This window comes from Rossellomorea vietnamensis (assembly GCF_001305855.1).
Taxonomy (GTDB): Bacteria; Bacillota; Bacilli; order Bacillales; family Bacillaceae_B; genus Rossellomorea; species Rossellomorea vietnamensis_A.
Genome location: NZ_LIXZ01000002.1, coordinates 1 through 26044 on the forward strand (window position 1 = coordinate 1; position 26044 = coordinate 26044).

Below are 26044 nucleotides of genomic sequence, written 5' to 3' on the forward strand. Positions count from 1 at the left end.
ACGGAAAGCTACATGCGCAGACAACGCTGTAATGGAAAACTTTTTTGGTGTTTTGAAGCAGGAAATGTACTATGGAGAAAAATTAGTTACCTTTGAGGATTTAAGAAGCCGGATTGAAGAATATATCCACTGGTACAATCATGAACGTTCAAAAGAAAAATTGGATGGACTAAGTCCAGTCGAATACCGAACTCAGTCCATCCAATCAGCTGCATAACAAAACTCTAACTTTTGGGGTTAGCCACCGTTCCACGTGAACAGGGCCTCTTTTATGCCTTCATGCAGTAAGGGCTAACAGTTATTGCAGTACCACCAGCCACCAAATAGGAAAAGCAAGATTAGTAATACAACGACTAAAGCAAAGTAGAAACCCCCGCCGCCATAGCAACCTGGATAGACTGGTCCGTAACAAGGATATCCATAAGGCATGACCATACCTCCTCACTCACTTTTACTATCAGTATATGTACATAGGGAAGGAGCGTATAGGCATTTTGCATCTTTATTATAGAATTCAATTCTGAAAAAAGTGTTCCATTTCCCGATTACTTTTACCGGACATGCAAGGACATTCCCCTCTTATCATATGAATGAGTATAGGCTTAAGTCCTCATGGAGGTGTAAATATGTCTGGAGTTCTAACAGCACTGGGGTATTTCTTTAAGGAGTTAATTTTCCTCGTTTCTTACGTTAAGAATAATGCCTTTCCGCAACCACTGTCCGCCGCAGATGAACGAAAATATTTAAAGCTGATGGCAGAAGGGGACGAACACGCCCGCAACATGCTCATCGAACATAATCTCAGGTTGGTTGCCCACATCGTCAAGAAATTCGAAAACACAGGCGAAGATCCAGAAGATTTGATTTCCATCGGGACCATCGGATTGATCAAAGCGATTGAAAGTTACTCAGAAGGAAAAGGCACGAAGCTTGCCACCTATGCGGCTCGATGTATCGAGAATGAAATCCTCATGCACCTCCGCGCCCTTAAGAAAACCAAAAAAGATGTCTCACTCCACGATCCCATCGGCCAGGATAAAGAAGGAAATGAAATCAGCTTGATCGATATTTTGAAATCGGAAAGCGATGATGTCATCGATACGATCCAATTAAGCATGGAACTCGAAAAGGTCAGAAAATATATTTGCGTACTGGACGAAAGGGAAAAGGAAGTCATTGTCGGGAGGTTCGGGCTGGATTTGAAAGAAGAGAAGACTCAAAGGGAAATTGCAAAAGAACTGGGGATTTCGAGGAGCTACGTCTCACGTATTGAAAAAAGGGCCCTCATGAAAATGTTTCATGAATTTTATCGTGAGGAAAAAGAAAAAAGAAATAAATCCTAAAAAAGAAAAGCGGTCCAGGAACCGCTTTTCTTTTTTTCTACTCTACACTGACTTCAGCGGATATGATCAAGCCAATAACAGACGTCAGGATAAGACCCATGATCATTGAAAACATCGTCATCCCTCTCCCTCATTAAACTGCATTTCTTACTATTAATGTATCACGAAAAAACGGATATTCTCCTCCCATCCGTGAACAATTCTTTACTAAGTATTGACAGATATGTGACCGGAAGAACAAAAGGAGGGCCCCATAGATCGGGGACCCTCCTTTTCCTCTGTTAGTTCATTTCTCGCTTCTTCTTTCTATGGAAGAAAGCCGACCAAATGACAATATTTAAAAACATCTCTCCACCACCTTCTTGATTCGTTAGGCAGTATCCTTCTCTACCCATAGCGCATTCAGCATTTTCTCCTGTACATAAATCATTTTTCATTCTCCTCTCCATTTGTTGTTTTTCAGATTAAAATATTTGAGACATGTAGTGTTGCTTAATTTTCGTTTCTTCATAGCTTTTTGAAACCATCTCGTTGTGAGAAGCTTCTTCAAACGTTTCCTGTTTCTTATTGAAGGTTACCGTTATAAATAAAAGATTCAGTGTCATACAATATCACCCCTTTCAAAGTTCCTGCAGACTTGCAGGGCATACTAAAAAGCCACAAAGCGACCGACCCTTGTGGCACAAAAAAGCCACAGGGATCTACATTCTCCCTGTGGCTATTATTGAATGAAATTCAAATTAAGCAGAAAACATCCCACAAGCGGTCGAATGATAAAAACGATATGAAGTTGTGTCTTTTTTTTCAATAAGCACGAACATTTCCTTCGACCTCCCTCTTGTGATTTTTTTCTTACATTGGTTAGTATATCCAATTCCTGCAATAAAGTAAACTCTTTTCTTCACTATTTTTTCTACAAATTTCCACATAAAAAAACGGGTCCTCCATGAGAGCCCGCTTTTCTTTGTCCAGCTGCAAGGCTTAGAGGCTCGAGGTCATAAGTCAAACCATCCATAAAGGCAAAGTACGCCTTTCCGGATGATTCACCTTATTCTTGTCGCCTCTGGACAAAGCCCTTCCGCTTTTCTTTGTCCAGCTGCAGGGGCTAGCCCCTCGAGGTCACAACAGAAAAATCCCATAAGGCAAAAAACGCCTTTTGGGATTTTCCTGTTGTGGTCGGGGCTGATCGAGCCGCTTCCGCTTTTCTTATTTATTCATCCGCTGATTGCAGATCTTTTTTATATTTTATTGCTTTTGTGAAAAAGTATAGTGACAGCCCGAGTAAAACAACGGTCCCTGTCATGAGTGGCATCATTTTGCCAGGTGTGACCGTAACGGTCGGAATGATGACACCTAAATACATAAAGACACTCAGTGCAAGTAATGTAAAACCAAATCGTTTGAAATCGACGACCTTATGTTGAATGGTCTTTTTGCTTGTGTTCTTCATTAGATTCACCTACTTTAGAACTAGTAAACTCTCATTCTATGGTAACATATGATTCCATACAGCTTACCATGTAATTGATACCAGTTCTGCCAAGGGTTACTTGGAAAGAGCGTTGTCAATATCTTCAATCAGATCTTCCACATCTTCAAGGCCGACTGAGATCCTGACAAGTCCGTCCGTGATCCCAAGTTCGTTCCGACGCTCTGCAGGAATGGACGCATGCGTCATTCGGGCCGGAACGGAAATAAGGCTTTCTACAGCGCCAAGACTTTCAGCCAACGTGAAGTATTTCGTATTGGTTAGCAGACGGTCTGCATTTTCTTCGCTGCCTACATCAAAGGAGACCATCCCACCGAAGCCTGATGCCTGTTTCTTGGCGATGGCGTGATTCGGATGAGTTTCAAGTCCCGGATAGAAAACCTTCGATACTTTCGGATGAGCCGTCAGGAACTCAACGATTTTCCTTGTATTTTCTTCATGCTCTTCCATACGCAGTCCCAAAGTTTTGATCCCGCGAATCAATAACCATGAATCCTGCGGTCCAAGGACCCCGCCTGTGGAATTCTGAACGAAGAATAATTCTTCAGCCAGTTCTTCTGAATTCACTACCACGAGTCCTGCGACCACGTCGCTGTGTCCACCGATGTATTTCGTTGCACTGTGGAGGACAATGTCTGCACCCAGGCTAATCGGGTTTTGCCAGTATGGTGTACTGAACGTATTATCAACGATGGTCAGCAGATTGTGTTTACCCGCTAATGAAGCGGCTGCCTCGATATCCGTGATTTTCAATAATGGATTGGTAGGCGTTTCAATGTACACAGCCTTCGTATTCGGTTGTATCGCTTTTTCAATATTAGCGATATCGCTTGAATCAACGAATGTGGATTCGATACCGATACGATTCAATACCTTGGTCATGACACGGTACGTGCCGCCATACACATCATCTGTCATCACGATATGATCCCCGCTGTTGAACATCATCATGACTGCTGTGATCGCCGCCATTCCCGATCCGAATGCAAATCCTTTTTCCCCGCCTTCAAGATCTTTGATCAGCTCTTCAAGGGCATGTCGGGTAGGGTTTCCCGACCGTGAATATTCGAATCCCTTGTGCTTTCCTACTTCATCCTGCTTATACGTACTCACTTGATAAATAGGAGTGGAAACTGCACCTGTTTGAGGATCTGTCGGGATACCACCGTGGATTAATTGCGTCTTCTTTTTCATGATTAGATTCCTCCTTGATAAATTTTTTTACTTAAGTACCGCTCGCTTGAGTCCGGGAAAATGGTTACGATATGGCTTCCCGGGTCAGCCTGTTCCGCTTCAAGCAGTGCTGCATGGAGGGCTGCACCGGAGGAACTTCCCACCAGTAACCCTTCCATTGCTGCCAGTTCTTTTACTCTTCTGAATGCATCCTCGTCCGTGACGGTGTGGATGCTGTCAAAATACGCAGGATCCATATAATCCGGGAGAAATTCCATGCCGATTCCTTCTGTTTTATGCGGCCCGGATTCTCCCCCATTCAGGATGGATCCTTCAGGTTCAACGATCACCGTTTTAATGGTACCCTTCATTTCTTTGAGATAGCGGGCAGTCCCCATGAAGGTTCCCCCGGTGCCGGCACCGGCGATGAAGGTATGAATCTCTCCATCCATCTGCTTCCACAATTCAGGTCCCAATGTTTTGTAATACGTATCAGGGTTCGCCTCGTTCCCAAATTGCTGCGGGGAATACGAGTTAGGAATTTCGTTAACTAATTCCGCTGCTTTTGCGATCGCGCCCATCATTCCCTCTTCAGTGGGGGTATGGACGATTTCTGCTCCAAGTGCTTTCATCAGTTCCTGTTTCTCCATGCTGAATTTTTCAGGAATGCAGAATGTCACTTTATATCCTGAGTTCACAGCGGCTAAAGCCAGGCCGATTCCCGTATTGCCTGCAGTCGGTTCGATGAAGGTCCCCCCGGGCATGATCTTACCGTTCACAACTGCATCCTTTAACAGTTCAAGTCCCAATCGATCCTTCACACTGCCTCCGGGGTTAAAGAATTCAAGCTTCGCAAAGAGGCGGACGCCTTTCTTCAACGGGAAGTGTGTAAGTTCAACAATCGGTGTATTCCCTATCAGGTCATGTACACTCTTATACACGTCCATGTATTCAATCCCCTTTCAAACAAAAAAACTGACCCTTACACCAATCCGTCTTCAATACCGATGAATGGCCTGTTCGACCGAACAAGACTCGTTCACGTGATTTAGAGGGTGTGATGCCTGGGTCAGCTATACCTTTTTATATTAAACAGATTTCACGATACTCATGACCATTTTGGCCGAATGAAGTGCAGCCTTCTCCAGATATTGATCAAAGGAGACATCCGATTCCTTGCCGGCGATATCAGAAAGGGAGCGGATGATGACAAATGGTACGTTGAACTGATGTGCCACTTGGGCGATGGCGGCCGCTTCCATTTCCACTGCCTGCAAATCCGTGAATTTGTCACGGATCGCATCCACTCGCACTGGATCATTCATGAATGAGTCTCCAGTGGCAATCAATCCGGATACCACCTGTGCATCCCCAAGCTCCTTAACGCTTTCAATGGCGGTTTGCTTCAATTTCTCATCTGCAGTGAAGGCTGCCGGAAGCTGCGGGACCTGGCCGTATTCATATCCAAAAGCCGTTACATCTACATCGTGATGTCTTACTTCAGTGGAAATGACGACATCCCCAACGTTTAGAGAAGGATCGAATCCTCCTGCTGACCCTGTGTTGATGATGCAATCCGGTTTGAAATGCTGCAATAGAACCGCTGTTGACATCGCTGCATTCACTTTCCCGATTCCAGAACGAAGTAATATCACTTCTTTATCACTCATGGTACCGCTTGTATATTCACACCCTGCAATCGTTTCCACTGTCGGGTTTGATATATTTTCTCTCAGTAGGGCTACTTCTTCTTCCATTGCTCCGATGATGGCGATTTTCATTGCTAAAACCTCTTTCTACTGTTTAGTCGCCTCCATGATCCACACAAACGTATTCACTTGCTGAAACTGAACCGAAAACCCATTATCACGTAAAAGCTCTTTTAACACATCAAGAGTCGTGTAATATTCCCGTTTTAAATCTTCAGCCAGATTGAAATACTCTTTTTTTATTGCTTGGGATATGGCGGCTTGATAATGCTGACAAGTTTCAAACATCGTATCAGCAAATACTATTTTACCACCTTGTACTAGGAGCTTTCCATAGATGCCGAAAGCTTTTCCCTTTTCTTCATCGGTTAAATGGTGAAACGCATAGGAACTTACAATAGAATCGGCCTTTCCTTCTAAAGAAAAATCCAGAAAGTCACCGTCCCGGAATGTGACACGATCGCCAAGCTTCTGCATTCCAATCGCCCTCATTTCAGGAGAAGGTTCAAAAGGAATGACTTCGAGTCCTGCATCCAATAGCTTTTTTGTTAGATTCCCTGTACCGGGTCCAAACTCGACCACCCTCCCCTTTGATCGGAAAACCACTCCGTCAAGAATCGAATCATAGTGTTCGAATACCGCTTGATACTCCGCATCTTTTCCTGTCACTGTATCATCATAAGAATCTGCCCAGTCCTGGAACAAATCCAAAAATTCTCTACCCATGTTTCAGCACCTCAGCTGTATTAAGTTTATAATTCCTATAAACATACTATGAATTAATTTTAAAACTGTTATTAAATTATCATATTCTCCTGATGAATTCAACAATTATTCATTGTCAAAAGGGTGGGGGGACTCTAAAATAGAGGGAGAAAGCCTATCCAGATCATGCGTAATTAGGAGGTTCACCATGAATATTTCATTCGATTTAATAGAAGATAAAGTGGAATTTTTTGAAGCTGATAATCTCAGGACATTGGAGAAAAAGGTAGACGAACAAATCCAGCATAATAAAGCCATCATGCTCTCCGTCCATCACGTGGATCATTCCGTTTCCATCGATGAGAACGGCAGAAGATTGTACAGTGCCATGGTTCATTTTAAGGTGAAGAAGTAAACTATGTAAAAAGGCTCTTCCAAAGAATTGGAAGAGCCTTTTTTAAGTCAGTCTTTATCATTTTCCTTTAATTCCTGCACTTTGGTCGGCTGCCATCCTTTGCCGTCGACCCATTGGAGATATACCCTGTAAGGTGTCTTGGTATCCTTAGTCGTCACGGTCGCCATGGACTTCTGAGGACCGCCATTCCCTTCCATCCACCAGATGGTCATGTTCTCTTCAGGGATGCCTGTGGCATAAGAAGTCGCCTTGATTTTCTCCTGCCAGTCGACCGTTCCTTCGTCATAGACAGATACGTGTTCACCTGTCTGCTCGGTGCCGATCGGCTTCCAGTCGGGATGCACCATCGTTTTTACCACATTGGGTTCGGTACTTTCCTCGACTTTCATCTTACTTTGGTCTTCCCCGTCTAATGCGACAGAATCTTGATTCTCATCAGAGGACTCGTCTTTCTTTTTTTCATCCTCTTTTTTCTTATCTTCTTTTTTCTTATCTTCGTCTTTTTGTTCATCGTCCGCTTTGTCCTTGGAATCATCTTTCTCATCCATCGAAACGGAGTTTTCTTTTTCTTTCCCCTTATCGCTGTTGTTGGCATCCTTGGTTTCTGAATTTTTCGGAGCGTCTGTTGTTGCCTTTTCACCGCCGCCCCCTCCAAGTACGATGGTGCCTCCTACTACGACAATTAATAAAAGTACGATTGCAATCATTATGTTTAACAGTTTATTTGTATTCTTTTTAGATCGTTTGTCTAATCGAGATTGATATTTCGCCATTTTGTTCCCTCCCTATTATCCTAAACAGTTTAACATGATAAGAGGAAAAGAATAAAGCGAAACATTATCCATACCGGGATGATTCAGCTATAAAGGGAAAAAGGTCACAGAACTCACGGGACTTCCCTGCTACTCATGATCAAGCCGGTAGACAGCATCGACGCTGTCCTTGAAGATCGGGTAAATCCCACCTTCGCCTATGGTCACGTCCATGTTTACAGCTACGAGGGCGTATTTGGGGTCTTCGAAGGGAAAGTACCCTGCGAACCATTTATTATATAATTCGTTTGGCTTTACCCTTTCTCCCCGGTAATTCCCTGTTTGTGCCGTCCCGGTCTTTCCGGCGATGGTGTAGGCTGCGTTTTGCAAATATGGTGCCGTACCTTGGGGTGAGTTCACCACACCTCTCAAGTACTGCTGAAGCTTCATGGCCGTGAAAGGGGTGATCGTCTCCCCCTCTAACTTGTGTTTATGAAAGGAAAACATATTGGTCCCATTTTGATACTGCACGGAAGAGACGGCACTCACCTGAAATTTCTCTCCCCCCCTGGCAATCGTGGCCATCATATTGGCGATGCCGAGAGGGGTGACGCGGACTTCTCTTTGTCCAATTCCTGTTTGGGAAACGAAATTTGGATCTTTTCTTTCATCATCGGACGCGAAGATCCTCCCTTCACTCACTTGAAGCTGTGGAAAGCTTTCGTAATGAAAGACATTCCCCTTCCAGGCAATGTCACCAAGCAGTCCGATCTTCTCGGCGTACTCATCCAGGAGGTGTTCATCCTTCTCAGTCAGCTCTTTCGCAAGGTCCGCAAACGTACGGTTACAGCTGACGGCTATGCTCGTCTTTATATTAATGTTCCCGTGAGGCTTTTCGGCAGCCTCACCGCGGATGTTTTCATCACAAGGGAAAAGCCTTCGTTCATCCACGATCCCTTCATCCATGGCTGCAGCGGCGACGACGGTCTTAAATACAGAACCCGGGATCAGCGCTTTCAGCATGTAATTCGTCGCCCCTCCACTGAATGGGTCACGGCTCTTCATGGCTGGTCTTGAAACACTGGCGAGTATTTCACTACTTTCGATATCAAGTAGCAGCAGACCCCCTTTTTGAATGTTATACGTATCTGCCACTTCTTCGAGTGCTTGCTGCATCCTTCTATCGATGGTCGTTTTCATATTCAGCGGGTAAAAAGGGTTGGCCGGTGCCAGATACTTTACATCTACCCCGAATAATGGACCTCCCCTCGCATCGACATGATAAATCAATTTCGCTTCCTCTTCTGCGACCAGCCATTCATCAAAGCTTTCCTGAAGTCCCGACACCCCGATTTTCTGATTGGCTCCCTTTACTTTGTCAGGGTATCGTTCGTGGAATATGTTTGTATTTTCCCCCGTCACTCCGATCAGCTGGGATGCAGGCACCTCGTCGCTTTTGAACTTTTTCGTAAGGGCAAAGACTCCTTGAATTTCAAGAGAATTTATTTCCTTCATCTGTTTCTCTGAAAGCCTTAAGGGCTCTTTTCCCCCGAAAACGATCGGTCCATGTGCTTCCTCCACTTTTGTTCGGATCGTTTCTGGAGGAACATGAAGGATGTCCGCCAATTTTCCCACCGGCCAATCCAGTTGTTTAAGAAACGGAAAAAGGACGAGGACATTTTTCTCTGTAAACGTAAGGGGTTCACCGTTCCGATCGAGAAACTCCCCCCTGCCTTCATCGATCACCAATGCTTGAGTCCGCTGTGCGACGCTTTCTTCGAGAAGGTTTATTTTATGTTTGGAATAGGATTCAGTCTGAAATAATTGCAATTGCATCAATCTCCCTGAAAGTCCAGCGAGAGCAAGTAATAAGACGATACTGAACAACCTGATTCGTTTCCTTTTCATTTTGTCACCTCGTCCCCATTGTTGACGAGTTTTATGCGAATTAATCATAAAAAAAGAAGAGGCTCTAAATTGGAGCCCCTTCACGGGTGATCAGCTTACTTCTACAATCTTGACGCTCATTTCCCCACCTGGAGTCTGAACATTCACTTCCGCACCTACTTTATGTCCAAGAAGGCTTTTCGCAATCGGTGAATCATTTGAAATCTTCCCTTCAAATGGATCCGCTTCCGCACTACCAACGATTGTGTATGTTTCTTTGTCTCCGTCCGGAAGTTCAACGAACGTCACTTTTTTACCTAATTGAACTGTATCTGAATTCATATCATTTTCTTGAATGATCTTCGCATTGCGAATCATATTCTCTAAAGTGGAAATACGACCTTCAACGAATGCTTGTTCATCTTTCGCTGCATCGTACTCAGAGTTCTCGGATAAATCCCCGAAACTGCGGGCGATCTTGATGCGCTCAACGACTTCTTTACGTTTAACCGTTTTCAAATTCTCCAGTTCTTTTTCTAACTTCTCTTTACCTTCTGCTGTCATCGGAAATACTTTATCTGTACTCATGACCCTCTTCACTCCTTTTCTATCTCAGAGCTTCCCGAGCTCTATATGTAAATGTGCTGCGTATGTAAAGGGAGGGAATGAAGGGAGAATTTCTTCTCACTCCATTCCCTGCTTCTTTACATTTTGGGAAAATGCTAAATCTCGCCTATATGTCTTTATCTATGCTATCGTATTACAAAAATGACTTTTGTTCAAGAATTGTTTGAATTTTTGTTACCATTAAATCGATTGCCACATGGTTATGACCGCCTTCAGGGATGATGACGTCGGCATATCGCTTCGTCGGTTCGATGAATTGGTTATGCATCGGGCGAACGACCGTAATGTATTGATCGATGACGGAATCAATGGAACGTCCGCGCTCTTTAATGTCGCGAAGCATCCTTCTGATGATCCGAAGATCCGCATCTGTATCTACATAAAGCTTGATATCCATTAAGTTACGCAATCTTTCATCTTCTAATACTAAAATTCCCTCTAAAATAATCACATCTTTCGGTTCAACGAGGATCGTATCATCCGAACGGGTGTGCATTTTATAATCATACACCGGCTTATTCACGGGCTGATGATCCAATAATCCGTGCAAATGTTGAATTAACAAATCATTATCAAAGGCTAATGGGTGATCATAATTGGTTTTCAAACGTTCCTCAAAAGGTAGATTCGATTGATCTTTATAATAATAATCCTGTTGCAGCATTAAAATCGAATGACCTTGGAATTGCTCATAAATGGCTTTGGTGACACTCGTCTTACCTGAGCCGGATCCTCCTGCTACACCAATCACAACGGGTTTCTGCTTCATAAGTATTAGATGTTCTCCTTTCGCATCATGTTATCAGGATATACTCTCTGATGAACTTTGAATTTCACAATTTGTAATGGGTGGCGGGCTACTTCAAGTACATTTCCCCGTTCATCCCACATTTTTTCTATAACCTGCGTAAAATTGAAGATTTCAGGACCGAAAAACTCTACTTCCTGACCGGTCTTAAAATGGTTCCGTTGCTGCAAGGTGACGATTTGCGTTTCTTCGTCGTAGTCCAATACTAGTCCGACAAATTCATAATTTGTATTCTTTTTGTTGTGGACTCCGAACATCTGCTCCTTGAATCCGGGCACCCCTTCAAAAAATGCCGGGGCAGTTTCACGATTCGCGCATTTCTCAAGCTCCTCGAGCCATTCCTTTTGAATCTTGAAGTTATCCGGATCTTTACAGTATTCATCGATCACTTTGCGGTACACACTCACGACAGTGGCCACATAGTGAATGGACTTCATCCGCCCTTCGATTTTCAAACTGTCGATTCCTAATTCAATCATTCCAGGAATGGATTCGACAAGCTTCAAGTCTTTCGGACTCATGGCAAAAGGAGCATCTTCTTTATCATAAAGGGGATTTTCCCCGTCTTCATTCATTTCATATAAATCATAGTCCCAGCGGCATGACTGACAGCAGCCGCCGCGATTTGAATCTCTCGCCGTCATATGGTTACTTAATGTACAACGTCCGGAGTAGGCTATGCACATCGCTCCGTGAATGAAGGTCTCAATCTCTATATCCACTTTCTCTTTCATTTCCTCAATTTCTTTGCCGCTTGCTTCACGCGCAAGCACAACCCGGTCCAGTCCTTCTTCTTTCCAGAATTGGACGGCTTTCCAGTTTGTAAGGGACTGCTGTGTACTTAAGTGCACCTCTACATTCGGCGCCACCCTTCTGCATGTTTCAATGATAAGGGGGTCTGCGACAATGATCCCCGCTACTCCGGCTTCCTCCAGCCCTCGAAGATAATCTTCAAGACCATCCATGTTCTCATTATGGGCATAGATATTCGTGGTAACATAGATCTTTGCACCATATTTCCGAGCGAACTCCACGCCTTCTTTCATATCTTCAAAGGTGAAATTACCGGCATTTGAACGCAGTCCATATTCCTGCCCGCCGATATAGACGGCATCTGCACCATAATGGACAGCAATCTTCAATTTTTCCAGATTACCGGCAGGAGCCAGTAATTCAGGTTTCTTCACAATGACACGCTTCCCGTCCACAACCTTCGATATCGGTTTTTTCAAAACCGTGGTCATCATAACTCCTCCGTTCTGATCTGTCTGTTCTTAATATACGGTTTCTTTAAAGAAGAATCCTGTATCCAAAGGGCGATTATCCGGCTGGAGGCTTTTCGCTTCTTCCAGAAATTCGTCTTTCTGATCTTCATACCGCTCTTCGTCTTCTGCACATAGATCGATGGCTTTGCGATACAGTTTCGTCACTTCCAGGATGTAAGCCGAAGACTTCATCACTCCATCGATCTTGAAAGAATCGACCCCCGCTTCCATCATTTCACCAAGCTCATCGATGATGCACATATCATTCGGGCTCATGATGTGTGTGCCGTTCCAGTCCTCAAAGATAGGATACTTATTATGACGCTCCTCATCGTGAAGAAACATATTGCGCTGTTCCTTCCGGTTTTCAATTTCCATCACTTTGCCTTGATATTCAAAATAATTCCCGAGCAATGAGCGTTTGGATTGAAACATGCAGGTCATACCATGCACTTGGACCTCGATTTCCACCTCTGCATGTTCTTTCATTTCGACAATGCTATCCATGCTTAATTCGCGGGCGAGTACGGCGCGCTTTGCACCTTTTCTGCCCCAATAATTACAGGTGTACCAGTTGGTGGCTGTCGTTTCCGTATTCCAGTGAAGTTTCATCTCCGGTGCCACGTCACGTGCAGCCATCAATACTGCGGGATCACCGAAGACAATGGCATCCGCACCTCGATCTTTAAGAAATGCAATATAGTCATCAAGTTCGGCAATTTTATCGTTGTGAAAGAGGGCATTCATCGCCACATATACTTTCTTATTGTGTTTGTGGGCCACTTTGATGGCTTCCCCCACATCTTCCCTGGTGAACTCCCCGGCAAGCCTCAGGCCGTAACGCTCTTCACCGATCATGAAGGCATCGGCACCTGCAGATGCCAACGGTTCAATGTCTGCTACACAGGCAGGGGTTACAAGAAGTTCCGGCTTTTTCATCGTTGTTCACCTCTTTTTTTACTGATGGCGATTCCGTCACCGACAGGTAGAATACTCGTGTCGAACTCTTCATGATTCATTAGCCATGCGTTATAATTCTGCAGTTTCTTGACCATGTTCCGGATTCTTTTCTGTTCGACCTGTTCTTCTGCAACGAGTCCTTTGAATAAGACATTATCCGAGTAAACGACGCCATTTTCTGCTAGCATTCCGGAGTATAGTTCAAAGAATTTAAGGTACTGCCCTTTGGCAGCGTCTATGAAGATTGCATCGTATGGTCCGTGCTTTCCCACTTCTTCGGCAAGCTCCAGGGCATCACCGAACAGGGTGACGACCCTTTTGCCATCTTCAGAACGGGAGAGGAACCCCTGTGCTGCTTCGAATCTTTCTTCATCCCGCTCAAGGGTGACGACCGTCGCCTCAGGAAGTGCCCCAGCCATGCGGAGGGCCGAATATCCGATGGCCGTCCCGATTTCAAGGATCACTTTCGGCTGTTGGATCCGTAACATCCCGAGGAGTGCTTCGATTCCGACCAGTTCCATGATGGGAACGTTATGAACTACTGCATATTGCTCCATCTCAGAAATTAAGGCCGGACGTTCTTTCACGATTGATTCTATATAGCCAATCACTTGTTCGTTCATATATAAGCCTCACGATCATGATCATAAATGGTATCGGGTAACGCTTCTTTCTAAACATGAAAAGAAGAAAGCCACAATGAGCTTTCTACTTCACACGTTCATCAAGATAACGCCCGTATATAAAAATAACTTGTACTATTTTACCACACAGAGAAGAGGAAAGCGAATATTTCTTTCCTCTTCTCACGGGGCTATTCTTCTTTGTTCGTAATATATTTTGCTTTTTTCTCGTTATGTTCGTCCAGTGTTTCAGAATAATAAACCGAGCCGTTGGAAGCAGCCAGGAAATAATAATACTCTGTATCCTCAGGCTGAAGGGCAGCTTCAATCGAAGACAAGCCTGCATTCGCAATCGGACCAGGTGGCAATCCTTGCACTTTGTAAGTGTTATAAGGAGAATCCACTTCAAGATCTTTGTATACGGTTTTATCTTTATGCTTTCCTAATGCATATAGGACCGTCGGATCTGTCTGAAGGGGCATTCCTTCTTCCATACGATTATAGAACACACTTGAAATTTTCCCTCTGTCGGCTTTTTCCGTCGCTTCTTCCTCAATGAGGGAAGAAAGGGTGAGTAGCTCATGAGGCGTATAATCGTTTGCCGCCATGGCTTCCTGATATTGGACCAACACTTCATTCGTTTGCGCGATCATCTTTTTTAGGATTGTGTCTAAAGATGGCTTCTTTTCATAGAAAGGGTAAGTCGCAGGATAAAGATATCCTTCCAGCGGTCGTTTGATTTCTTTCTTGAAGATTTCATCTGTAATCAATTCCGGATATTCCTGTTTTAATTGCCCGAGCCATTTCTTATCGTTTAATTTCTTTTCAATCTCATCTTTTTTATATGGGGACTTTTCAGCGATGATTTCTGCGATCTGATCTAATTGAAGTCCCTCTGGAATGGTAATCTTAAATTCTGCTTTTCTCATGACCTTACCCGTCTTCAAGCTATTGACGATTTCATTCAGTGTCATGGAAGGCGTCAAATCATAGGAACCTGCCTGGAACCCTGCTTCGTTATTGAATTTAACATAATATTTAAAGACTGTTGAATTCTTAACGATCCCTTTGTCCTCGAGGATCTTTCCAATACTCGATACCCCGGAGCCAATAGGAATGTCCACTTTCACCGGCTTCGTATTATCGGGATCGACCGGTTTCAGGGCGGAATTCACATAAAGGTAGCCGCCAATGGCCGTTCCCCCTATGACAATGACAAGACAAAGAATGGCTAGTCCTACTATTTTTCTAATGACTTTGGCCTCCTCTTGCCTTTCAAGCAATTTCTTCATTAGTGTCTCTTTTATTTTTTTCTTTTCTTCCAACGCTTTCATTTCCCCCTTTCGAGCAAAAAAGCGGGCTATCCGTCATGCGTAATTCGACATCATCTCCACTATTATACAATATTTTGCACAAAGTGAAACAGGGACCTGCAAAAAGGGGGGATTTTTTGTCCCTTTTTGCGGTCCCTGTTTCATATAGTCCTATGACGACTGCTTATTCAGCGTCTTCTTCTTCATCAAGGAAAGTGTTTAACATTTCTTCAATCATGTCCCACTCTTCTTCTGTTTCAATCGGCTTCAATTCGCCTTCCTGTCCTTCATCCCCAGGGCTGAATGCAGATGCATGAATTTCGATTTCTTCTTCGTCGTTCTCATCTGCTCCAAGTGGATAATACAGGACATAAGATTTATTGAATTTATCTGATTCAAATGTGAAAAGGACCTCGCATAATTGCTCATTTCCTTGTTCGTCAACTACTGTAATTTGTTTTTCTCCGTGTTCCATGAACATTCACCTCATTATTTTTGGCTGTCAAGATATCCTTGAAGGATCATCATCGCAGCCATTTTGTCGATCACTTTCTTACGTTTCTTCCTGCTTACGTCGGCTTCTAAAAGCACTCGTTCAGCAGCCATTGTGGTCAGTCTTTCATCCCAGTATTTAATGGGAAGGGATAACTCCTGGTGAATCAATTCTCCATAAGCTTTAGACGCTTCCCCACGTGGACCAATTGTGTTATTCATGTTTTTAGGCATTCCAACCACAACGGTATCCACCTGGTATTCCTCAGCAAGTTCCTTTATTCGATCCATCCGGAACACACCTTGATCTTCGTCGATCTTAATCGTTTCAATTCCCTGAGCTGTCCAGCCAAGCTCATCGCTGATTGCGACTCCGACTGTTTTAGAGCCAACGTCTAAACCCATTACACGCATCTATTATCCCTCTTTGTGTTGTTTCAAATACGATTTGACTAATTCTTCGATGATTTCATCTCGTTCTAAACGGCGGATGATATTTCTGGCATCTTGATGTCTGGGAATGTAAGCCGGGTCTCCAGATAATAAGTATCCTACGATTTGATTGATCGGGTTATACCCTTTTTCCTGCAGAGCATCGTGAACCTGTAAGAGCACTTCCTTCACGTCATGTTCGAACGGCTCCTCTGAAAAATCAAACCGCATCGTTTTGTCAAAAGAACTCATTTTTAGCACCTCTCTTCAGGCTTGTCTTTTTGACAACCGAATTGTTAATCGTTACCTACATTGTACACCACTTTCACAAGGAGTTAAATGGATTTGACCCATTCTTCTACAAATTGAAGGGCTTCTTCGACTTTTTCCGGGTTTTTACCGCCGGCCTGGGCCATGTCCGGACGGCCGCCGCCGCCCCCGCCACAGCGTGAAGCGACTTCTTTCACCAATTTGCCGGCATGATATCCTTTTTCGACTAAGTCATCGGTAACTCCTGCAATAATGGTCACTTTGTCGTCACCAGTTGTTGCCAGTACGATCACCCCGGATGAAAGCTTCTGCTTAAGATCATCCATCATCGTGCGCAGTCCGTTGCTGTCACTGGCTGCCACTTTTGCCGACAGGACATTCACACCATCAATGACCTTCACTCGATCCGTTAAGCTGCCTGCTTCTATGTTAGACAACTTTGCAGATAATGATTCATTTTCCCTTTGAAGCTCTTTCATCTCACCTAATAATGAGTCTACTCGATTGACTACTTCTTTCGGATTCGATTTCAGTTTAGCTGCAACCTCTTTCAGTTGAGATACCTGATCATTCAATACTTTATACGCATTTTCTGCCGTAACGGCTTCGATCCTTCTAGTACCGGCACCGATCCCGCTTTCAGAGAGGATCTTGAATAGGCCGATCTCGGATGTATTGGATACGTGACACCCTCCGCAAAGCTCCAGGCTGTAGTCCCCAATTGATACAACACGTACTTCTGAACCATATTTCTCACCAAATAACGCCATGGCACCCATCTCTTTAGCCTCGGATAAAGATTTCAGGGCCGTGTTCACCGACATCGCCTTCCAAACTTTCTCATTGACGATGGTTTCAATCCGCTCCATTTCTTCTGGTGACACAGATCCGAAATGAGAGAAATCAAATCGCAGACGATCAGGTTCAACAAGGGAACCTGCCTGATTCACGTGATCTCCAAGGACATCTTTCAATGCTTGATGAAGAATGTGGGTCGCTGTATGGTTTTTCTCCACTTTTGTCCGGGATTCCCTGGAAACCTTCGCAAGGACCTCGGCACCCTTCTCCAATGTCCCTTCTTCTACAACTGCTGTGTGAAGGTTCTGTCCATTCGGTGCTTTTTTGACCGTTTTGACGAATACTTTTACGCCTTCTGCTTCGATATATCCCTTATCCCCGATCTGGCCACCGCTCTCTGCATAGAAAGGAGTCGCGTTTAGGATGAATTGGCATTCCTGACCTTTACCGACTTTAGGCTGACGTTCATTGTCCACCAATAATTCAAGGACCGTAGCTGTACTTTCGAGCGTGTCATATCCAACAAAGCGGCTTTCCACTGTTATATCACTCAGGATTCCACCTTGCACCTGCATGCTTCCTACATCTTGGCGGGCAGCTCTCGCTCTTTCACGCTGACCTTCCATCTCTCTTTCAAAACCTTCATGATCAACCGTCAATCCTTCTTCCTCAGCGTACTCTTCCGTCAGTTCGACAGGGAAACCATACGTGTCATAAAGGCGGAAGACATCTTCACCAGGGATCACGTTACTTCCAGAAGATTTTTGTACCTTGACGATGGATGAAAGGATAGCCAGGCCATCATTCAATGTCTCATGGAAACGATCCTCTTCATTTTTCACCACTTTTTGGATGAATTCAGCTTTTTGCTTCACTTCAGGATAGAAATCAACCATGATTTCAGAAACCACAGGAACCAGCTCATACATGAATGGGCGGTTGATTTCAATCTGTTTGGCAAAGCGGACAGCGCGGCGAAGAAGTCTTCTTAAGACATACCCGCGGCCTTCATTGGAAGGAAGTGCCCCGTCACCGATTGCAAAGGAAACCGTTCTGATATGATCGGCGATCACTTTGAATGCAACATCAATATCATCATTCTTGCCGTAAGGTTGGCTTGAGATTTTTTCCGTCTCCTTGATGATCGGCATAAATAAATCTGTGTCAAAGTTCGTTGGGACTTCCTGAACGACACATGCCATCCGCTCAAGGCCCATACCTGTATCAATGTTCTTCTTAGGAAGCGGTGTATACGTTCCGTCAGGATTGTGATTGAATTGTGAGAACACTAGATTCCACACTTCAAGGTAACGATCATTTTCCCCGCCTGGATATAATTCGGGATCTTCCGGATTGTCTCCATATTGAGGTCCGCGATCATAGAAGATTTCTGTATTCGGACCACTCGGGCCTTCCCCGATATCCCAGAAGTTCCCTTCGATACGGATGATACGCTCAGCAGGGACGCCCACTTTTTGGTTCCAGATGTCAAATGCTTCGTGATCTTCCGGGTGAATCGTGACAGATAGCTTTTCCGGATCGAATCCAACCCATTTGGCATCCGTCAGGAACTCCCAAGCCCATTCGATCGCTTCGACTTTGAAATAATCCCCGATGGAGAAGTTTCCGAGCATTTCGAAAAACGTATGATGACGGGCTGTTTTTCCTACATTCTCGATATCGTTCGTACGAATCGATTTCTGTGCATTCACGATTCTCGGATTTTGAGGGATCACACGCCCATCAAAATATTTCTTTAATGTAGCTACCCCACTATTGATCCATAATAGGGACGGATCTTCATGGGGAACCAATGATGCACTCGGTTCTACTCCGTGTCCTTTTTCCTGAAAGAAATCTAAAAACTTCTGACGAATCTCTGCGCCTGTTAATTTGTTCATATCAAGCTTCCTCCTTTATATGTATGGTTAAAAAAGAATACAAAAAAGCCCTCATCCCTAAAACAGGGACGAGAGCTGTGTCTCGCGGTACCACCCTGGTTATGAATAAACGCGATGGCGTTCATTCATCCCTCAATACACCTTAACGCGGCAGGACGGCAGGCTTTACCTGCACTCAGGATTAGCATTCGGTTATCCTTCATCTGAAACCCCTTGCAGCCTGGGAGATTTCTCTCTGGTAGATGGACTATAACGTACTCGGTCCTTCATAGCTTTTATTATTAGAATACTTGTATATGTTGGATTATAGAAATATTCACGGTATTTGTCAATGATCATTCCCATTTTTCAGTGTTATCATTCTTCATACTATGAAGAAAATGGGTCCGTCCGTGTAAAATCGCGACCTTAATGACGGCAACAAAGGGCACCGCCACGATCATTCCGATCACTCCTCCCACTTCGCCTCCGAGGATCAATGCCCCCATGATGAAGAGAGGATGCATATGCAGGCTTTTCCCGACGATGAGGGGTGATAGGATGTTCCCTTCCAGGAACTGCAGGATCACGACAAGGATGATTACATAGATCACCATATTCGTGGAAATGGTACTTGCCACGATGGCAGCGGGGACAGCCCCGATGATCGGGCCGAAATATGGGATCACATTCGTGACACCGATGATCAAGCCGAGAATGAGTGGGTATTTCATACCGATCATCCAAAGGGTGACGGCTGAAATACCACCGATGATCAAACAAACCAAGAGCTGTCCCCTGATGTATCCTCCAAGGGATTCATCCACATCATGTGAAAATGATATCGCACTCTGCCTCCATTTTTTCGGGGTGAGCTGCCACATGAACGCTTTGACTTTTGTAATATCCTTCAATAAATAAAAGGATACGAAGGGAATAATGGCAACGATCAGCAGACTGTTCATGAACTTCATGACCGTTGCGAGGACCAAAGCCACAAGCCCTGTCACCCACGCTTCGAGTCCGTCTATTCTCTTTTCCAGCTGTGACTGGATCCCGTCCGGCCATGTGGACGTCTCGCTTTGCACAACCTTCAGCCAGCCCTGGTACTGCTTTGTGAAAATCGGCGCGTTCTCCGATAAATCCTTCAGCTGATGAATGACGGCCGGGGTCCCTTTATAGATGGCATAGCCCAACCCTCCAAAGAAAAGGAAGTAGATGAGCAGGATGGCGATCCCCCTGTGAATGCCGGCTTCGTGCAGCTTCTCTACAACCGGATGTAGCAGGTAGGCAATGAAACCGCCTATGAAGAATGGAAGCAGGGAAAAGAATAAGACCTCTATTACAGGACCCCATACAGGCTTCAACAAATAGAGAACATATAGAAACAATGCAAGTATGAGTGCCATCGAAAGCCTGTATAACCATCTTGTATAGGATCTCCTTTCCATCATGCATACCTCCCTCTTTTCTCCTCTAGTGTTTGAAGATAAGAGGTGGTTTTATTCATTGGGGGTCCTGCAAACTTCATTCTTTCATACATAGAAGAAAAAAAGAGACTGACCCACAATGAGCCAGTCTCTTTCAGCTGTTAAAAAAGTTTCTTCACTTGTTTACGGATTCGTTTCATTTGTCTCTGACTCATCATATTGGATCTTTGAGAATAGATGGAAGCCGCGACTCCAGCTCCAAAACCAACGATGGATGCAAATGTTTTATTCAAGAAAGACACCTCTTCCTAGCTTAGTCGGCGTTCTTCCTCATCAAACAAGTCATCTAAGGAGCTGAGTGATCCATCCTCTTCCACTTGGTGAGTATGAATGACTCCCTTAGATAAGGAAAGTTCAATATAGCAGCCCCAACAATAGTATTGGTTGATGCCGATCTTTCCGATATCTTTGCTCTGACAATTTGGACACTTCATCGGTACGTTCACCTCAGGGCTTCACCGGTTAATGGTGATTATTCCCTACCATCATGTCCAATCAGTGCATGTTTTATACTTGTTTAATGAGTTTCAACGCACGAACATTGATGAAACATCAACGTTCTTATATAGTGTGGGATATTTTCCTGAATTCATAAGGAGTAACCTTTTCCATAGCACCCATCGAATTTTTATTGAGTGGTGACGGACTGCCCGGTTTCTTCTTTCACATAATCAACTTCAAATCCGAGATCTTCAAGCATTCGATGGTCCGCTGTCCCGTCCTGCCCGGCTGTCGTCAAGTAATCCCCGACAAAGATCGAGTTTGCAGGATATAGGCCTAATGGCTGCAGGCTTCTCAGATTCACTTCACGCCCACCGGATATCCTGATCTCTTTCGTCGGATTGATGAAGCGCATCAGGCAAAGGACCTTTAAGCAATACCTCGGGTTCAGTTCATCCGTTCCTTCAAGAGGTGTTCCGTCAATGGCATGGAGGAAATTGACCGGTATCGAATCCGCGTCGAGAATCTTCAGGCTGTGTGCCATATCCACAACATCCTGAAGCGTTTCTTTCATTCCGACGATGATACCCGAGCAAGGAGAGATGCCTTCTGCCTTTGCCTGCTCCACGGTATTCACCCTGTCTTCATATGTATGGGAAGTGGTGATATTTTCATGATGGTTAACGGATGTATTGATGTTATGGTTGTAGCGATCCACCCCTGCTTCCTTTAAACGTTTCGCCTGGTCACCCTTTAATAATCCGAGGCACGCGCATACCTTCAAATTATATTGTTCCTTGATTTCTTTAACCGCTGATACAACATGATCCACTTCCCGATTACTTGGGCCCCGGCCACTTGCCACGATGCAGTAAGTGCCGACATTTAGTTGATGAGCATTTTCTGCTCCCTTCATGATTGTTTCTTTATCCACCATGCGGTACTTCTCGATCGGTGCATCAGAGACGCTCGACTGGGAACAGTATCCGCAATTCTCAGGACACAGTCCCGATTTTGTATTGATGATCATATTTAATTTGACCTTATTCCCATAATAATGTTTCCGGATCAAATACGCGCTGTGCAATAATTCCAGAAGCTCATCATCAGGACTTTGCAGGAGAGATAACGCTTCTTCATTCGTTAGTTCTCTTCCCTCTATGACCTGTTCGGCAAGTTCTTTCCACGTTTTCATCTGTCTTCCTCCCCGTTAAGCTGCCCGCTTCAGATTTCTGAATGTACTTTTTGATAGTACCGATTTCTCTAAACGATGTGCCATGACACCTGCACAGACGGCTAAAATGATGTCTTTCGGCAATGGAACCACCATCCATGCCCATGCGAGCTTATAGGTGAATCCTTCCGGAGCTTGTGCCCAGAACTTGTAGGCAGCGTACATCCAGTTCGTTCCGACCACGTAATTGACCACCATCCCGACGAGTGCAGCGAAGATATAGACTTTGATTCCTTTATGTTTTTCAACGATTTTACCTGTGATGTAAGCTGTGAAAATAAACGAAACGACAAATCCGAATGTCGGACTGACAATCGAAGATAACCCTGCTCCAAATCGTGCAAAAACAGGGACACCCACGAGTCCAACCAGTGCATAAACGGTCATGGAAATCGCCCCGACCCTGCTTCCCAGGATCGCTCCTGCTAAAATGGCAAAGAACGTTTGTAACGTAATGGGGACTCCGCCCACTACCATAAAAGGTACAAATGTCGTGATGTTGGCACCGATCGCCATAAGTGCAACAAACATTCCTGCCAGTGTAAGATCGATCGTCCTTAATTTTCTGTTCATCTGTCTTCCCCCATCTGTCTATTTTTTCTACAAGATAAGGATATCGCTTACATTAAATATTTGTCAACTTAATTTTATAATAAGTTGACAATAAACTTAAAAAAAAGGTGATGAATGAGATCGTCATTCATCACCTTTATGCCTTCATGAAATCGTAAGGACTGATCCCTTCCATTCCAATCATCGGGTCTTCATTCAGGAGGACTTCTTCAATGGGTAAGTCCCCCTCTGATAAATCCTCTTTCAACCCACTATCATCATGAGCAAGTAAGCCCCTCAACTTCTCACTCAGTGTCGTTTTTCTAAGGAAATCATCTTCCCTCTCCACTCCAAGTTTGAAAGCATCGAGCTCCCCGCAGAGAATGAGGAACTGCTTGCTCCTTGTAATGGCTGTGTATAAGAGATTCCTTCGCAACATCCGGTAATAACTCTTCACGACAGGCAGTATGACAATGGGAAACTCGCTTCCCTGGGATTTATGGATCGAGCAGCAATATGCATGGGTGATTTGCATGAGGTCCTGCCGTGTATACGTGACCTCATTGCCTTCATATGAAACGATGATCATGTCTTGTTTCTCGGTGTTTTCCTTTGCATAAAAGATCGAGACGATTTCACCGATATCCCCGTTGAAAACATTGTTTTCGGGCTGATTGACAAGCTGTAGAACTTTATCCCCGATCCGGTATTTCACATCCCCGAAGGCGATTTCTTTCCGGGTCCCATCATTACTGTTGAATATCTCTTGAAGAAGTTCATTCAAGCGGTCAATTCCAGCAGGACCCCTGTACATAGGGGCAAGGACCTGTATATCTTTTGGTGAGTAGCCCTTCTTCTTGGCATTTTCCACCACTTTTTGAACGACCTCGGAAATCTGATTCGTCCTGCAGGGAAAGAACGAACGATCTTTTTGCTGTTTTGTCAAATCTGCGGGAACCTGGCCCCTTTTCATATAGTGAGCGAGTTCGATGATCGAGGAACCTTCTTCCTGCCTGTAAATATCCGTCAACCTGACAGTCGGCACGGCTTCCGAATTCAATAAATCCTTCAGTACCTGTCCCGGACCGACAGACGGCAATTGATCTTCATCCCCGACAAATATCACTTGAATATCCTCAGGCAGAGCCTTAAGCAATTGATGGGCAAGCCAAGTATCGACCATGGACACTTCGTCCACAATCAACAGCTTGCCCTCGATGGCCCGCTCTTCATCGCTCTGAAATCCTTCCTGACCATTCCATCCGAGGAGTCTGTGGATCGTCATGGCCGGCAGTCCCGTCGATTCAGTCATCCGCTTCGCTGCCCGTCCTGTAGGGGCCGTCAGCAATACGGGGAACGGTTCATCTTTGTAATCCTTGGGATCCAGCGAACACCCGTGAAGATCGGCGAACAGTTCGACGATCCCCTGGATGACGGTGGTCTTCCCTGTACCCGGTCCACCCGTCAACAGGAGCATGGGAGACATCAATGCCGTCTCGATGGCTTCCTTTTGAGATGGCGCATACTGCACCCCGAGTCTGTCCTCCAGGGCCCCAAGAGACAGAAGGAATTCCGACTGGGGGAATTGATCTTCATACTGTGTTTGGGACAGTATCTTTTCAATATTGGTCACAATCCCTTTTTCAGAAAAATAGAGGGAGGGAACATACACCTTCGTCCCTTCACCGATTACCTTACTTTCTTCTTCCAACGAAACCAATTGAGCGGAAATGTCGGTGAATTCGATTCTTTCAGGCTGACTTTTCTCAAGGAGCTCTTTCACCGTTACAATGAGTTCTTCCGCTTCAAGATACACATGACCCTGCTTGACGCACGTTTGTTCCAGGGTATATAAACAGCCGGCTTTGATCCGATCCGGATGACTGCCTGTCAAACCGACCTTGGACCCCAATTCATCCGCCCGGGTAAATCCGATTCCTTCAATATCTTCCACAAGCTTATAAGGATTCTTTTGAATGATTTCAAGTGCCTGTTCTTTATAAGCCTGATAGACCTTCATGGAAATCTGGGGACCAAATCCCAGCTCATTCAGCATGATCATGACCCGCTCGAGGCCCTGATGCTCCGATAGCGTATCATAGATACTCTTCGCCTTTTCTTTTGGAAGCTTCGGAATTTCATCTAAGAGACCCGGATTTTCGAGGATTTTGCTTATCGCATTTTCCCCGATATGCTCCACTATCTTCTCAGCTGTTTTTTTTCCGATTCCTTTGAATAGGTCACTTGATAAATAATGGACGACGCCCTGTGTGGTTTGGGGGATTTCTTTCTTGAAATGCTTGGCATGAAATTGCATGCCGAATCTCGGATGCTCTTGAAACCTTCCGTAAAATACATACGTCTCATCTTCATGTATCTTGGGGAAATTCCCGGTTACAACCGCTTCTTTATCCTCGTAAGAATCATTCGTTTCGTCCACTCGGATTCTCACAACACTATAGAGATTTTCCTCATTATGAAAAATGGTGACAAGATGCCTACCTTTTATGTAAATTTCTTCCTCACCAAACAGTTCTAAAGAGTCTTGCTGGCTCAAGGCAGTGAACCCCCTAACTATTCACTTTGTTCATTTTTAAGCTTTTCGATCATCTTGATGCCATAACCCGCCAGCATATGATCAGGTTGGACTTCAATCGCTTTGTTGAAATACTTTAGTGCCGTATCCGCATCATCCTTGTGTCCTGCATACGCCACCCCCAGGTTATAATAGGCATCCGCATGCTCGGGGTCCGCTTCCACGACTTGGGATAATTGAGTGATCGCTTCTTCATATGCTTCCACTTTAGCAAGACACAACCCTAATTGGAAACGGGCTTCGATGTCTTCTTCATTCAATTCGACACTTCGCTGAAAGTACGGTAGGGCAAATCTTGGCTGATCTAACTGGAACAGACTCATTCCAAGCATGAAGAATACGTCGCTATTCTCCATTCCTTTTGAAACTGCCTTTTCAAATTGATCTTTTGCTTCGTCAAACTTATTCTCATTGAAGAACAAATTACCAAGAGAGTAATACGCTGCTCCCGCGTTTTCATCGACGGAGATCGCCCGTTCAAAAAATTTCTTCGCTTTATCATTGTCACCAACCGACATCAATACATTTCCAAAATTGATATAGCCAACCGGTTCCTTTGGATTTTCTTCGATGGCTTCTGTAAAGAGTTTCACCGCTTCTTCTACTTTTCCTTCTTGCAATAACTCTATTCCTTTTAAATTCTTATCCAATGTAAACACCTCTATATGGTCTATTATTTATGTATGTACTTCCTTTTATCGTTACTAGTATAACATAAGGGACATCGGGAAATGGAATCCTTCTTTGATGAAAAAAAGGACTGAGAGAAAAGAGATTTCATCTCTCCTTT

General features: G+C 44.5%; 29 protein-coding genes. 3 read left to right on the plus strand and 26 right to left on the minus strand.

Translation table 11 applies throughout. The features are described from left to right. The coding region (locus AM506_RS03040) for an IS3 family transposase (protein WP_152968518.1) at nucleotides 1–217 on the plus strand (217 nt) is incomplete at its 5' end. 409 nt (nucleotides 218–626) lie between these two features. Further along, nucleotides 627–1343, plus strand: a complete 717-nt coding sequence (sigK, locus tag AM506_RS03045; protein WP_034757411.1) for an RNA polymerase sporulation sigma factor SigK — start codon at nucleotides 627–629, stop codon at nucleotides 1341–1343. Between the two features lie 281 nt (nucleotides 1344–1624). On the opposite strand, the gene AM506_RS22645 is transcribed toward sigK, so the two are convergent. From AM506_RS22645 to AM506_RS03075, 7 genes are all read right to left on the minus strand, one after another. After that, entirely contained in the window at nucleotides 1625–1780 is a 156-nt protein-coding gene (locus AM506_RS22645) for a hypothetical protein (RefSeq protein WP_160316841.1), read from the minus strand. A gap of 27 nt (nucleotides 1781–1807) precedes the next feature. Continuing rightward, nucleotides 1808–1948: a YrzI family small protein gene (locus AM506_RS21995; RefSeq protein WP_082386216.1), complete on the minus strand. Its 141-nt coding sequence runs from the start codon at nucleotides 1946–1948 to the stop codon at nucleotides 1808–1810. 605 nt (nucleotides 1949–2553) lie between these two features. After that, nucleotides 2554–2793: a YrhC family protein gene (locus tag AM506_RS03055; RefSeq protein ID WP_034757405.1), complete on the minus strand. Its 240-nt coding sequence runs from the start codon at nucleotides 2791–2793 to the stop codon at nucleotides 2554–2556. A 96-nt stretch (nucleotides 2794–2889) separates the two neighbouring features. Beyond that, nucleotides 2890–4026 carry a bifunctional cystathionine gamma-lyase/homocysteine desulfhydrase gene (locus tag AM506_RS03060; RefSeq protein ID WP_060670721.1) on the minus strand — a complete coding sequence of 379 codons (1137 nt, stop codon included), beginning with the start codon at nucleotides 4024–4026 and terminating at the stop codon, nucleotides 2890–2892. Between the two features lie 2 nt (nucleotides 4027–4028). Further along, the gene (locus AM506_RS03065) at nucleotides 4029–4952 is read right to left on the minus strand and encodes a PLP-dependent cysteine synthase family protein (protein ID WP_060670723.1); all 924 of its coding nucleotides are present in this window, start codon (nucleotides 4950–4952) and stop codon (nucleotides 4029–4031) included. 141 nt (nucleotides 4953–5093) lie between these two features. Continuing rightward, complete coding sequence (mtnN, locus tag AM506_RS03070) at nucleotides 5094–5786, minus strand: 5'-methylthioadenosine/S-adenosylhomocysteine nucleosidase (protein WP_060670725.1); 693 nt, start codon at nucleotides 5784–5786, stop codon at nucleotides 5094–5096. 15 nt (nucleotides 5787–5801) lie between these two features. Then, nucleotides 5802–6440 carry a class I SAM-dependent DNA methyltransferase gene (locus AM506_RS03075; RefSeq protein WP_060670727.1) on the minus strand — a complete coding sequence of 213 codons (639 nt, stop codon included), beginning with the start codon at nucleotides 6438–6440 and terminating at the stop codon, nucleotides 5802–5804. A 187-nt stretch (nucleotides 6441–6627) separates the two neighbouring features. Between AM506_RS03075 and AM506_RS03080 the strand changes: the two genes are divergently transcribed. After that, on the plus strand, nucleotides 6628–6834 hold the full coding sequence (locus tag AM506_RS03080) for a DUF2536 family protein (protein ID WP_060670729.1): 207 nt from the start codon (nucleotides 6628–6630) through the stop codon (nucleotides 6832–6834). Nucleotides 6835–6881: 47 nt separating this feature from the next. On the opposite strand, the gene AM506_RS03085 is transcribed toward AM506_RS03080, so the two are convergent. The 19 genes from AM506_RS03085 to AM506_RS03170 form a co-directional block, all read right to left on the minus strand. Then, nucleotides 6882–7607, minus strand: coding sequence for a YrrS family protein (locus AM506_RS03085; RefSeq protein WP_060670731.1), 726 nt, complete (start codon nucleotides 7605–7607; stop codon nucleotides 6882–6884). Between the two features lie 129 nt (nucleotides 7608–7736). Continuing rightward, the gene (locus AM506_RS03090; protein WP_060670734.1) at nucleotides 7737–9494 is read right to left on the minus strand and encodes a peptidoglycan D,D-transpeptidase FtsI family protein; all 1758 of its coding nucleotides are present in this window, start codon (nucleotides 9492–9494) and stop codon (nucleotides 7737–7739) included. A 90-nt stretch (nucleotides 9495–9584) separates the two neighbouring features. After that, on the minus strand, nucleotides 9585–10061 hold the full coding sequence (gene greA, locus AM506_RS03095) for a transcription elongation factor GreA (protein WP_060670735.1): 477 nt from the start codon (nucleotides 10059–10061) through the stop codon (nucleotides 9585–9587). 172 nt (nucleotides 10062–10233) lie between these two features. Beyond that, nucleotides 10234–10869, minus strand: coding sequence for a uridine kinase (gene udk / locus AM506_RS03100; RefSeq protein WP_060670737.1), 636 nt, complete (start codon nucleotides 10867–10869; stop codon nucleotides 10234–10236). Nucleotides 10870–10874: 5 nt separating this feature from the next. Next, the gene (locus AM506_RS03105) at nucleotides 10875–12152 is read right to left on the minus strand and encodes a peptidase U32 family protein (RefSeq protein WP_060670739.1); all 1278 of its coding nucleotides are present in this window, start codon (nucleotides 12150–12152) and stop codon (nucleotides 10875–10877) included. A gap of 30 nt (nucleotides 12153–12182) precedes the next feature. Further along, nucleotides 12183–13112, minus strand: coding sequence for a peptidase U32 family protein (locus AM506_RS03110; protein WP_060670741.1), 930 nt, complete (start codon nucleotides 13110–13112; stop codon nucleotides 12183–12185). Next, nucleotides 13109–13756 (minus strand): O-methyltransferase, encoded by a 648-nt coding sequence (locus AM506_RS03115; RefSeq protein WP_060670743.1) that lies wholly within the window; start codon nucleotides 13754–13756, stop codon nucleotides 13109–13111. Before AM506_RS03115 ends, AM506_RS03110 begins: the two co-directional genes overlap by 4 nt. A gap of 191 nt (nucleotides 13757–13947) precedes the next feature. Further along, nucleotides 13948–15090 (minus strand): endolytic transglycosylase MltG, encoded by a 1143-nt coding sequence (gene mltG / locus AM506_RS03120; protein ID WP_060670745.1) that lies wholly within the window; start codon nucleotides 15088–15090, stop codon nucleotides 13948–13950. 163 nt (nucleotides 15091–15253) lie between these two features. Continuing rightward, entirely contained in the window at nucleotides 15254–15544 is a 291-nt protein-coding gene (locus AM506_RS03125; protein ID WP_060670747.1) for a DUF1292 domain-containing protein, read from the minus strand. A gap of 14 nt (nucleotides 15545–15558) precedes the next feature. Next, the gene (gene ruvX / locus AM506_RS03130) at nucleotides 15559–15975 is read right to left on the minus strand and encodes a Holliday junction resolvase RuvX (protein WP_060670749.1); all 417 of its coding nucleotides are present in this window, start codon (nucleotides 15973–15975) and stop codon (nucleotides 15559–15561) included. Nucleotides 15976–15978: 3 nt separating this feature from the next. After that, nucleotides 15979–16245 carry an IreB family regulatory phosphoprotein gene (locus AM506_RS03135; protein WP_034757362.1) on the minus strand — a complete coding sequence of 89 codons (267 nt, stop codon included), beginning with the start codon at nucleotides 16243–16245 and terminating at the stop codon, nucleotides 15979–15981. 83 nt (nucleotides 16246–16328) lie between these two features. Then, entirely contained in the window at nucleotides 16329–18962 is a 2634-nt protein-coding gene (alaS, locus tag AM506_RS03140) for an alanine--tRNA ligase (protein ID WP_060670751.1), read from the minus strand. A gap of 335 nt (nucleotides 18963–19297) precedes the next feature. After that, nucleotides 19298–20392 (minus strand): AI-2E family transporter, encoded by a 1095-nt coding sequence (locus AM506_RS03145; protein WP_060670753.1) that lies wholly within the window; start codon nucleotides 20390–20392, stop codon nucleotides 19298–19300. A gap of 140 nt (nucleotides 20393–20532) precedes the next feature. Continuing rightward, nucleotides 20533–20664 carry a YrzQ family protein gene (locus AM506_RS22000; protein WP_079531766.1) on the minus strand — a complete coding sequence of 44 codons (132 nt, stop codon included), beginning with the start codon at nucleotides 20662–20664 and terminating at the stop codon, nucleotides 20533–20535. 15 nt (nucleotides 20665–20679) lie between these two features. After that, nucleotides 20680–20865 (minus strand): hypothetical protein, encoded by a 186-nt coding sequence (locus AM506_RS03150; RefSeq protein ID WP_034757353.1) that lies wholly within the window; start codon nucleotides 20863–20865, stop codon nucleotides 20680–20682. Between the two features lie 194 nt (nucleotides 20866–21059). Then, nucleotides 21060–22067: a biotin synthase BioB gene (bioB, locus tag AM506_RS03155; RefSeq protein ID WP_060670754.1), complete on the minus strand. Its 1008-nt coding sequence runs from the start codon at nucleotides 22065–22067 to the stop codon at nucleotides 21060–21062. Nucleotides 22068–22082: 15 nt separating this feature from the next. After that, nucleotides 22083–22679, minus strand: coding sequence for a biotin transporter BioY (locus tag AM506_RS03160; protein WP_060670756.1), 597 nt, complete (start codon nucleotides 22677–22679; stop codon nucleotides 22083–22085). A 136-nt stretch (nucleotides 22680–22815) separates the two neighbouring features. Next, complete coding sequence (recD2, locus tag AM506_RS03165) at nucleotides 22816–25215, minus strand: SF1B family DNA helicase RecD2 (protein WP_060670758.1); 2400 nt, start codon at nucleotides 25213–25215, stop codon at nucleotides 22816–22818. A 17-nt stretch (nucleotides 25216–25232) separates the two neighbouring features. After that, complete coding sequence (locus tag AM506_RS03170) at nucleotides 25233–25904, minus strand: tetratricopeptide repeat protein (protein WP_060670760.1); 672 nt, start codon at nucleotides 25902–25904, stop codon at nucleotides 25233–25235. Nucleotides 25905–26044 lie beyond the last annotated feature (140 nt).

Bases quoted from the DNA above. Each gene is read 5' to 3' on its own strand.
- sigK (WP_034757411.1), top strand. From the start codon at position 627: ATGTCTGGAGTTCTAACAGCACTGGGGTATTTCTTTAAGGAGTTAATT.
- AM506_RS22645 (WP_160316841.1), bottom strand. From the start codon at position 1,780: ATGAAAAATGATTTATGTACAGGAGAAAATGCTGAATGCGCTATGGGT.
- AM506_RS21995 (WP_082386216.1), bottom strand. From the start codon at position 1,948: ATGACACTGAATCTTTTATTTATAACGGTAACCTTCAATAAGAAACAG.
- AM506_RS03055 (WP_034757405.1), bottom strand. From the start codon at position 2,793: ATGAAGAACACAAGCAAAAAGACCATTCAACATAAGGTCGTCGATTTC.
- AM506_RS03060 (WP_060670721.1), bottom strand. From the start codon at position 4,026: ATGAAAAAGAAGACGCAATTAATCCACGGTGGTATCCCGACAGATCCT.
- AM506_RS03065 (WP_060670723.1), bottom strand. From the start codon at position 4,952: ATGGACGTGTATAAGAGTGTACATGACCTGATAGGGAATACACCGATT.
- mtnN (WP_060670725.1), bottom strand. From the start codon at position 5,786: ATGAAAATCGCCATCATCGGAGCAATGGAAGAAGAAGTAGCCCTACTG.
- AM506_RS03075 (WP_060670727.1), bottom strand. From the start codon at position 6,440: ATGGGTAGAGAATTTTTGGATTTGTTCCAGGACTGGGCAGATTCTTAT.
- AM506_RS03080 (WP_060670729.1), top strand. From the start codon at position 6,628: ATGAATATTTCATTCGATTTAATAGAAGATAAAGTGGAATTTTTTGAA.
- AM506_RS03085 (WP_060670731.1), bottom strand. From the start codon at position 7,607: ATGGCGAAATATCAATCTCGATTAGACAAACGATCTAAAAAGAATACA.
- AM506_RS03090 (WP_060670734.1), bottom strand. From the start codon at position 9,494: ATGAAAAGGAAACGAATCAGGTTGTTCAGTATCGTCTTATTACTTGCT.
- greA (WP_060670735.1), bottom strand. From the start codon at position 10,061: ATGAGTACAGATAAAGTATTTCCGATGACAGCAGAAGGTAAAGAGAAG.
- udk (WP_060670737.1), bottom strand. From the start codon at position 10,869: ATGAAGCAGAAACCCGTTGTGATTGGTGTAGCAGGAGGATCCGGCTCA.
- AM506_RS03105 (WP_060670739.1), bottom strand. From the start codon at position 12,152: ATGACCACGGTTTTGAAAAAACCGATATCGAAGGTTGTGGACGGGAAG.
- AM506_RS03110 (WP_060670741.1), bottom strand. From the start codon at position 13,112: ATGAAAAAGCCGGAACTTCTTGTAACCCCTGCCTGTGTAGCAGACATT.
- AM506_RS03115 (WP_060670743.1), bottom strand. From the start codon at position 13,756: ATGAACGAACAAGTGATTGGCTATATAGAATCAATCGTGAAAGAACGT.
- mltG (WP_060670745.1), bottom strand. From the start codon at position 15,090: ATGAAAGCGTTGGAAGAAAAGAAAAAAATAAAAGAGACACTAATGAAG.
- AM506_RS03125 (WP_060670747.1), bottom strand. From the start codon at position 15,544: ATGGAACACGGAGAAAAACAAATTACAGTAGTTGACGAACAAGGAAAT.
- ruvX (WP_060670749.1), bottom strand. From the start codon at position 15,975: ATGCGTGTAATGGGTTTAGACGTTGGCTCTAAAACAGTCGGAGTCGCA.
- AM506_RS03135 (WP_034757362.1), bottom strand. From the start codon at position 16,245: ATGAGTTCTTTTGACAAAACGATGCGGTTTGATTTTTCAGAGGAGCCG.
- alaS (WP_060670751.1), bottom strand. From the start codon at position 18,962: ATGAACAAATTAACAGGCGCAGAGATTCGTCAGAAGTTTTTAGATTTC.
- AM506_RS03145 (WP_060670753.1), bottom strand. From the start codon at position 20,392: ATGGAAAGGAGATCCTATACAAGATGGTTATACAGGCTTTCGATGGCA.
- AM506_RS03150 (WP_034757353.1), bottom strand. From the start codon at position 20,865: ATGAAGTGTCCAAATTGTCAGAGCAAAGATATCGGAAAGATCGGCATC.
- bioB (WP_060670754.1), bottom strand. From the start codon at position 22,067: ATGAAAACGTGGAAAGAACTTGCCGAACAGGTCATAGAGGGAAGAGAA.
- AM506_RS03160 (WP_060670756.1), bottom strand. From the start codon at position 22,679: ATGAACAGAAAATTAAGGACGATCGATCTTACACTGGCAGGAATGTTT.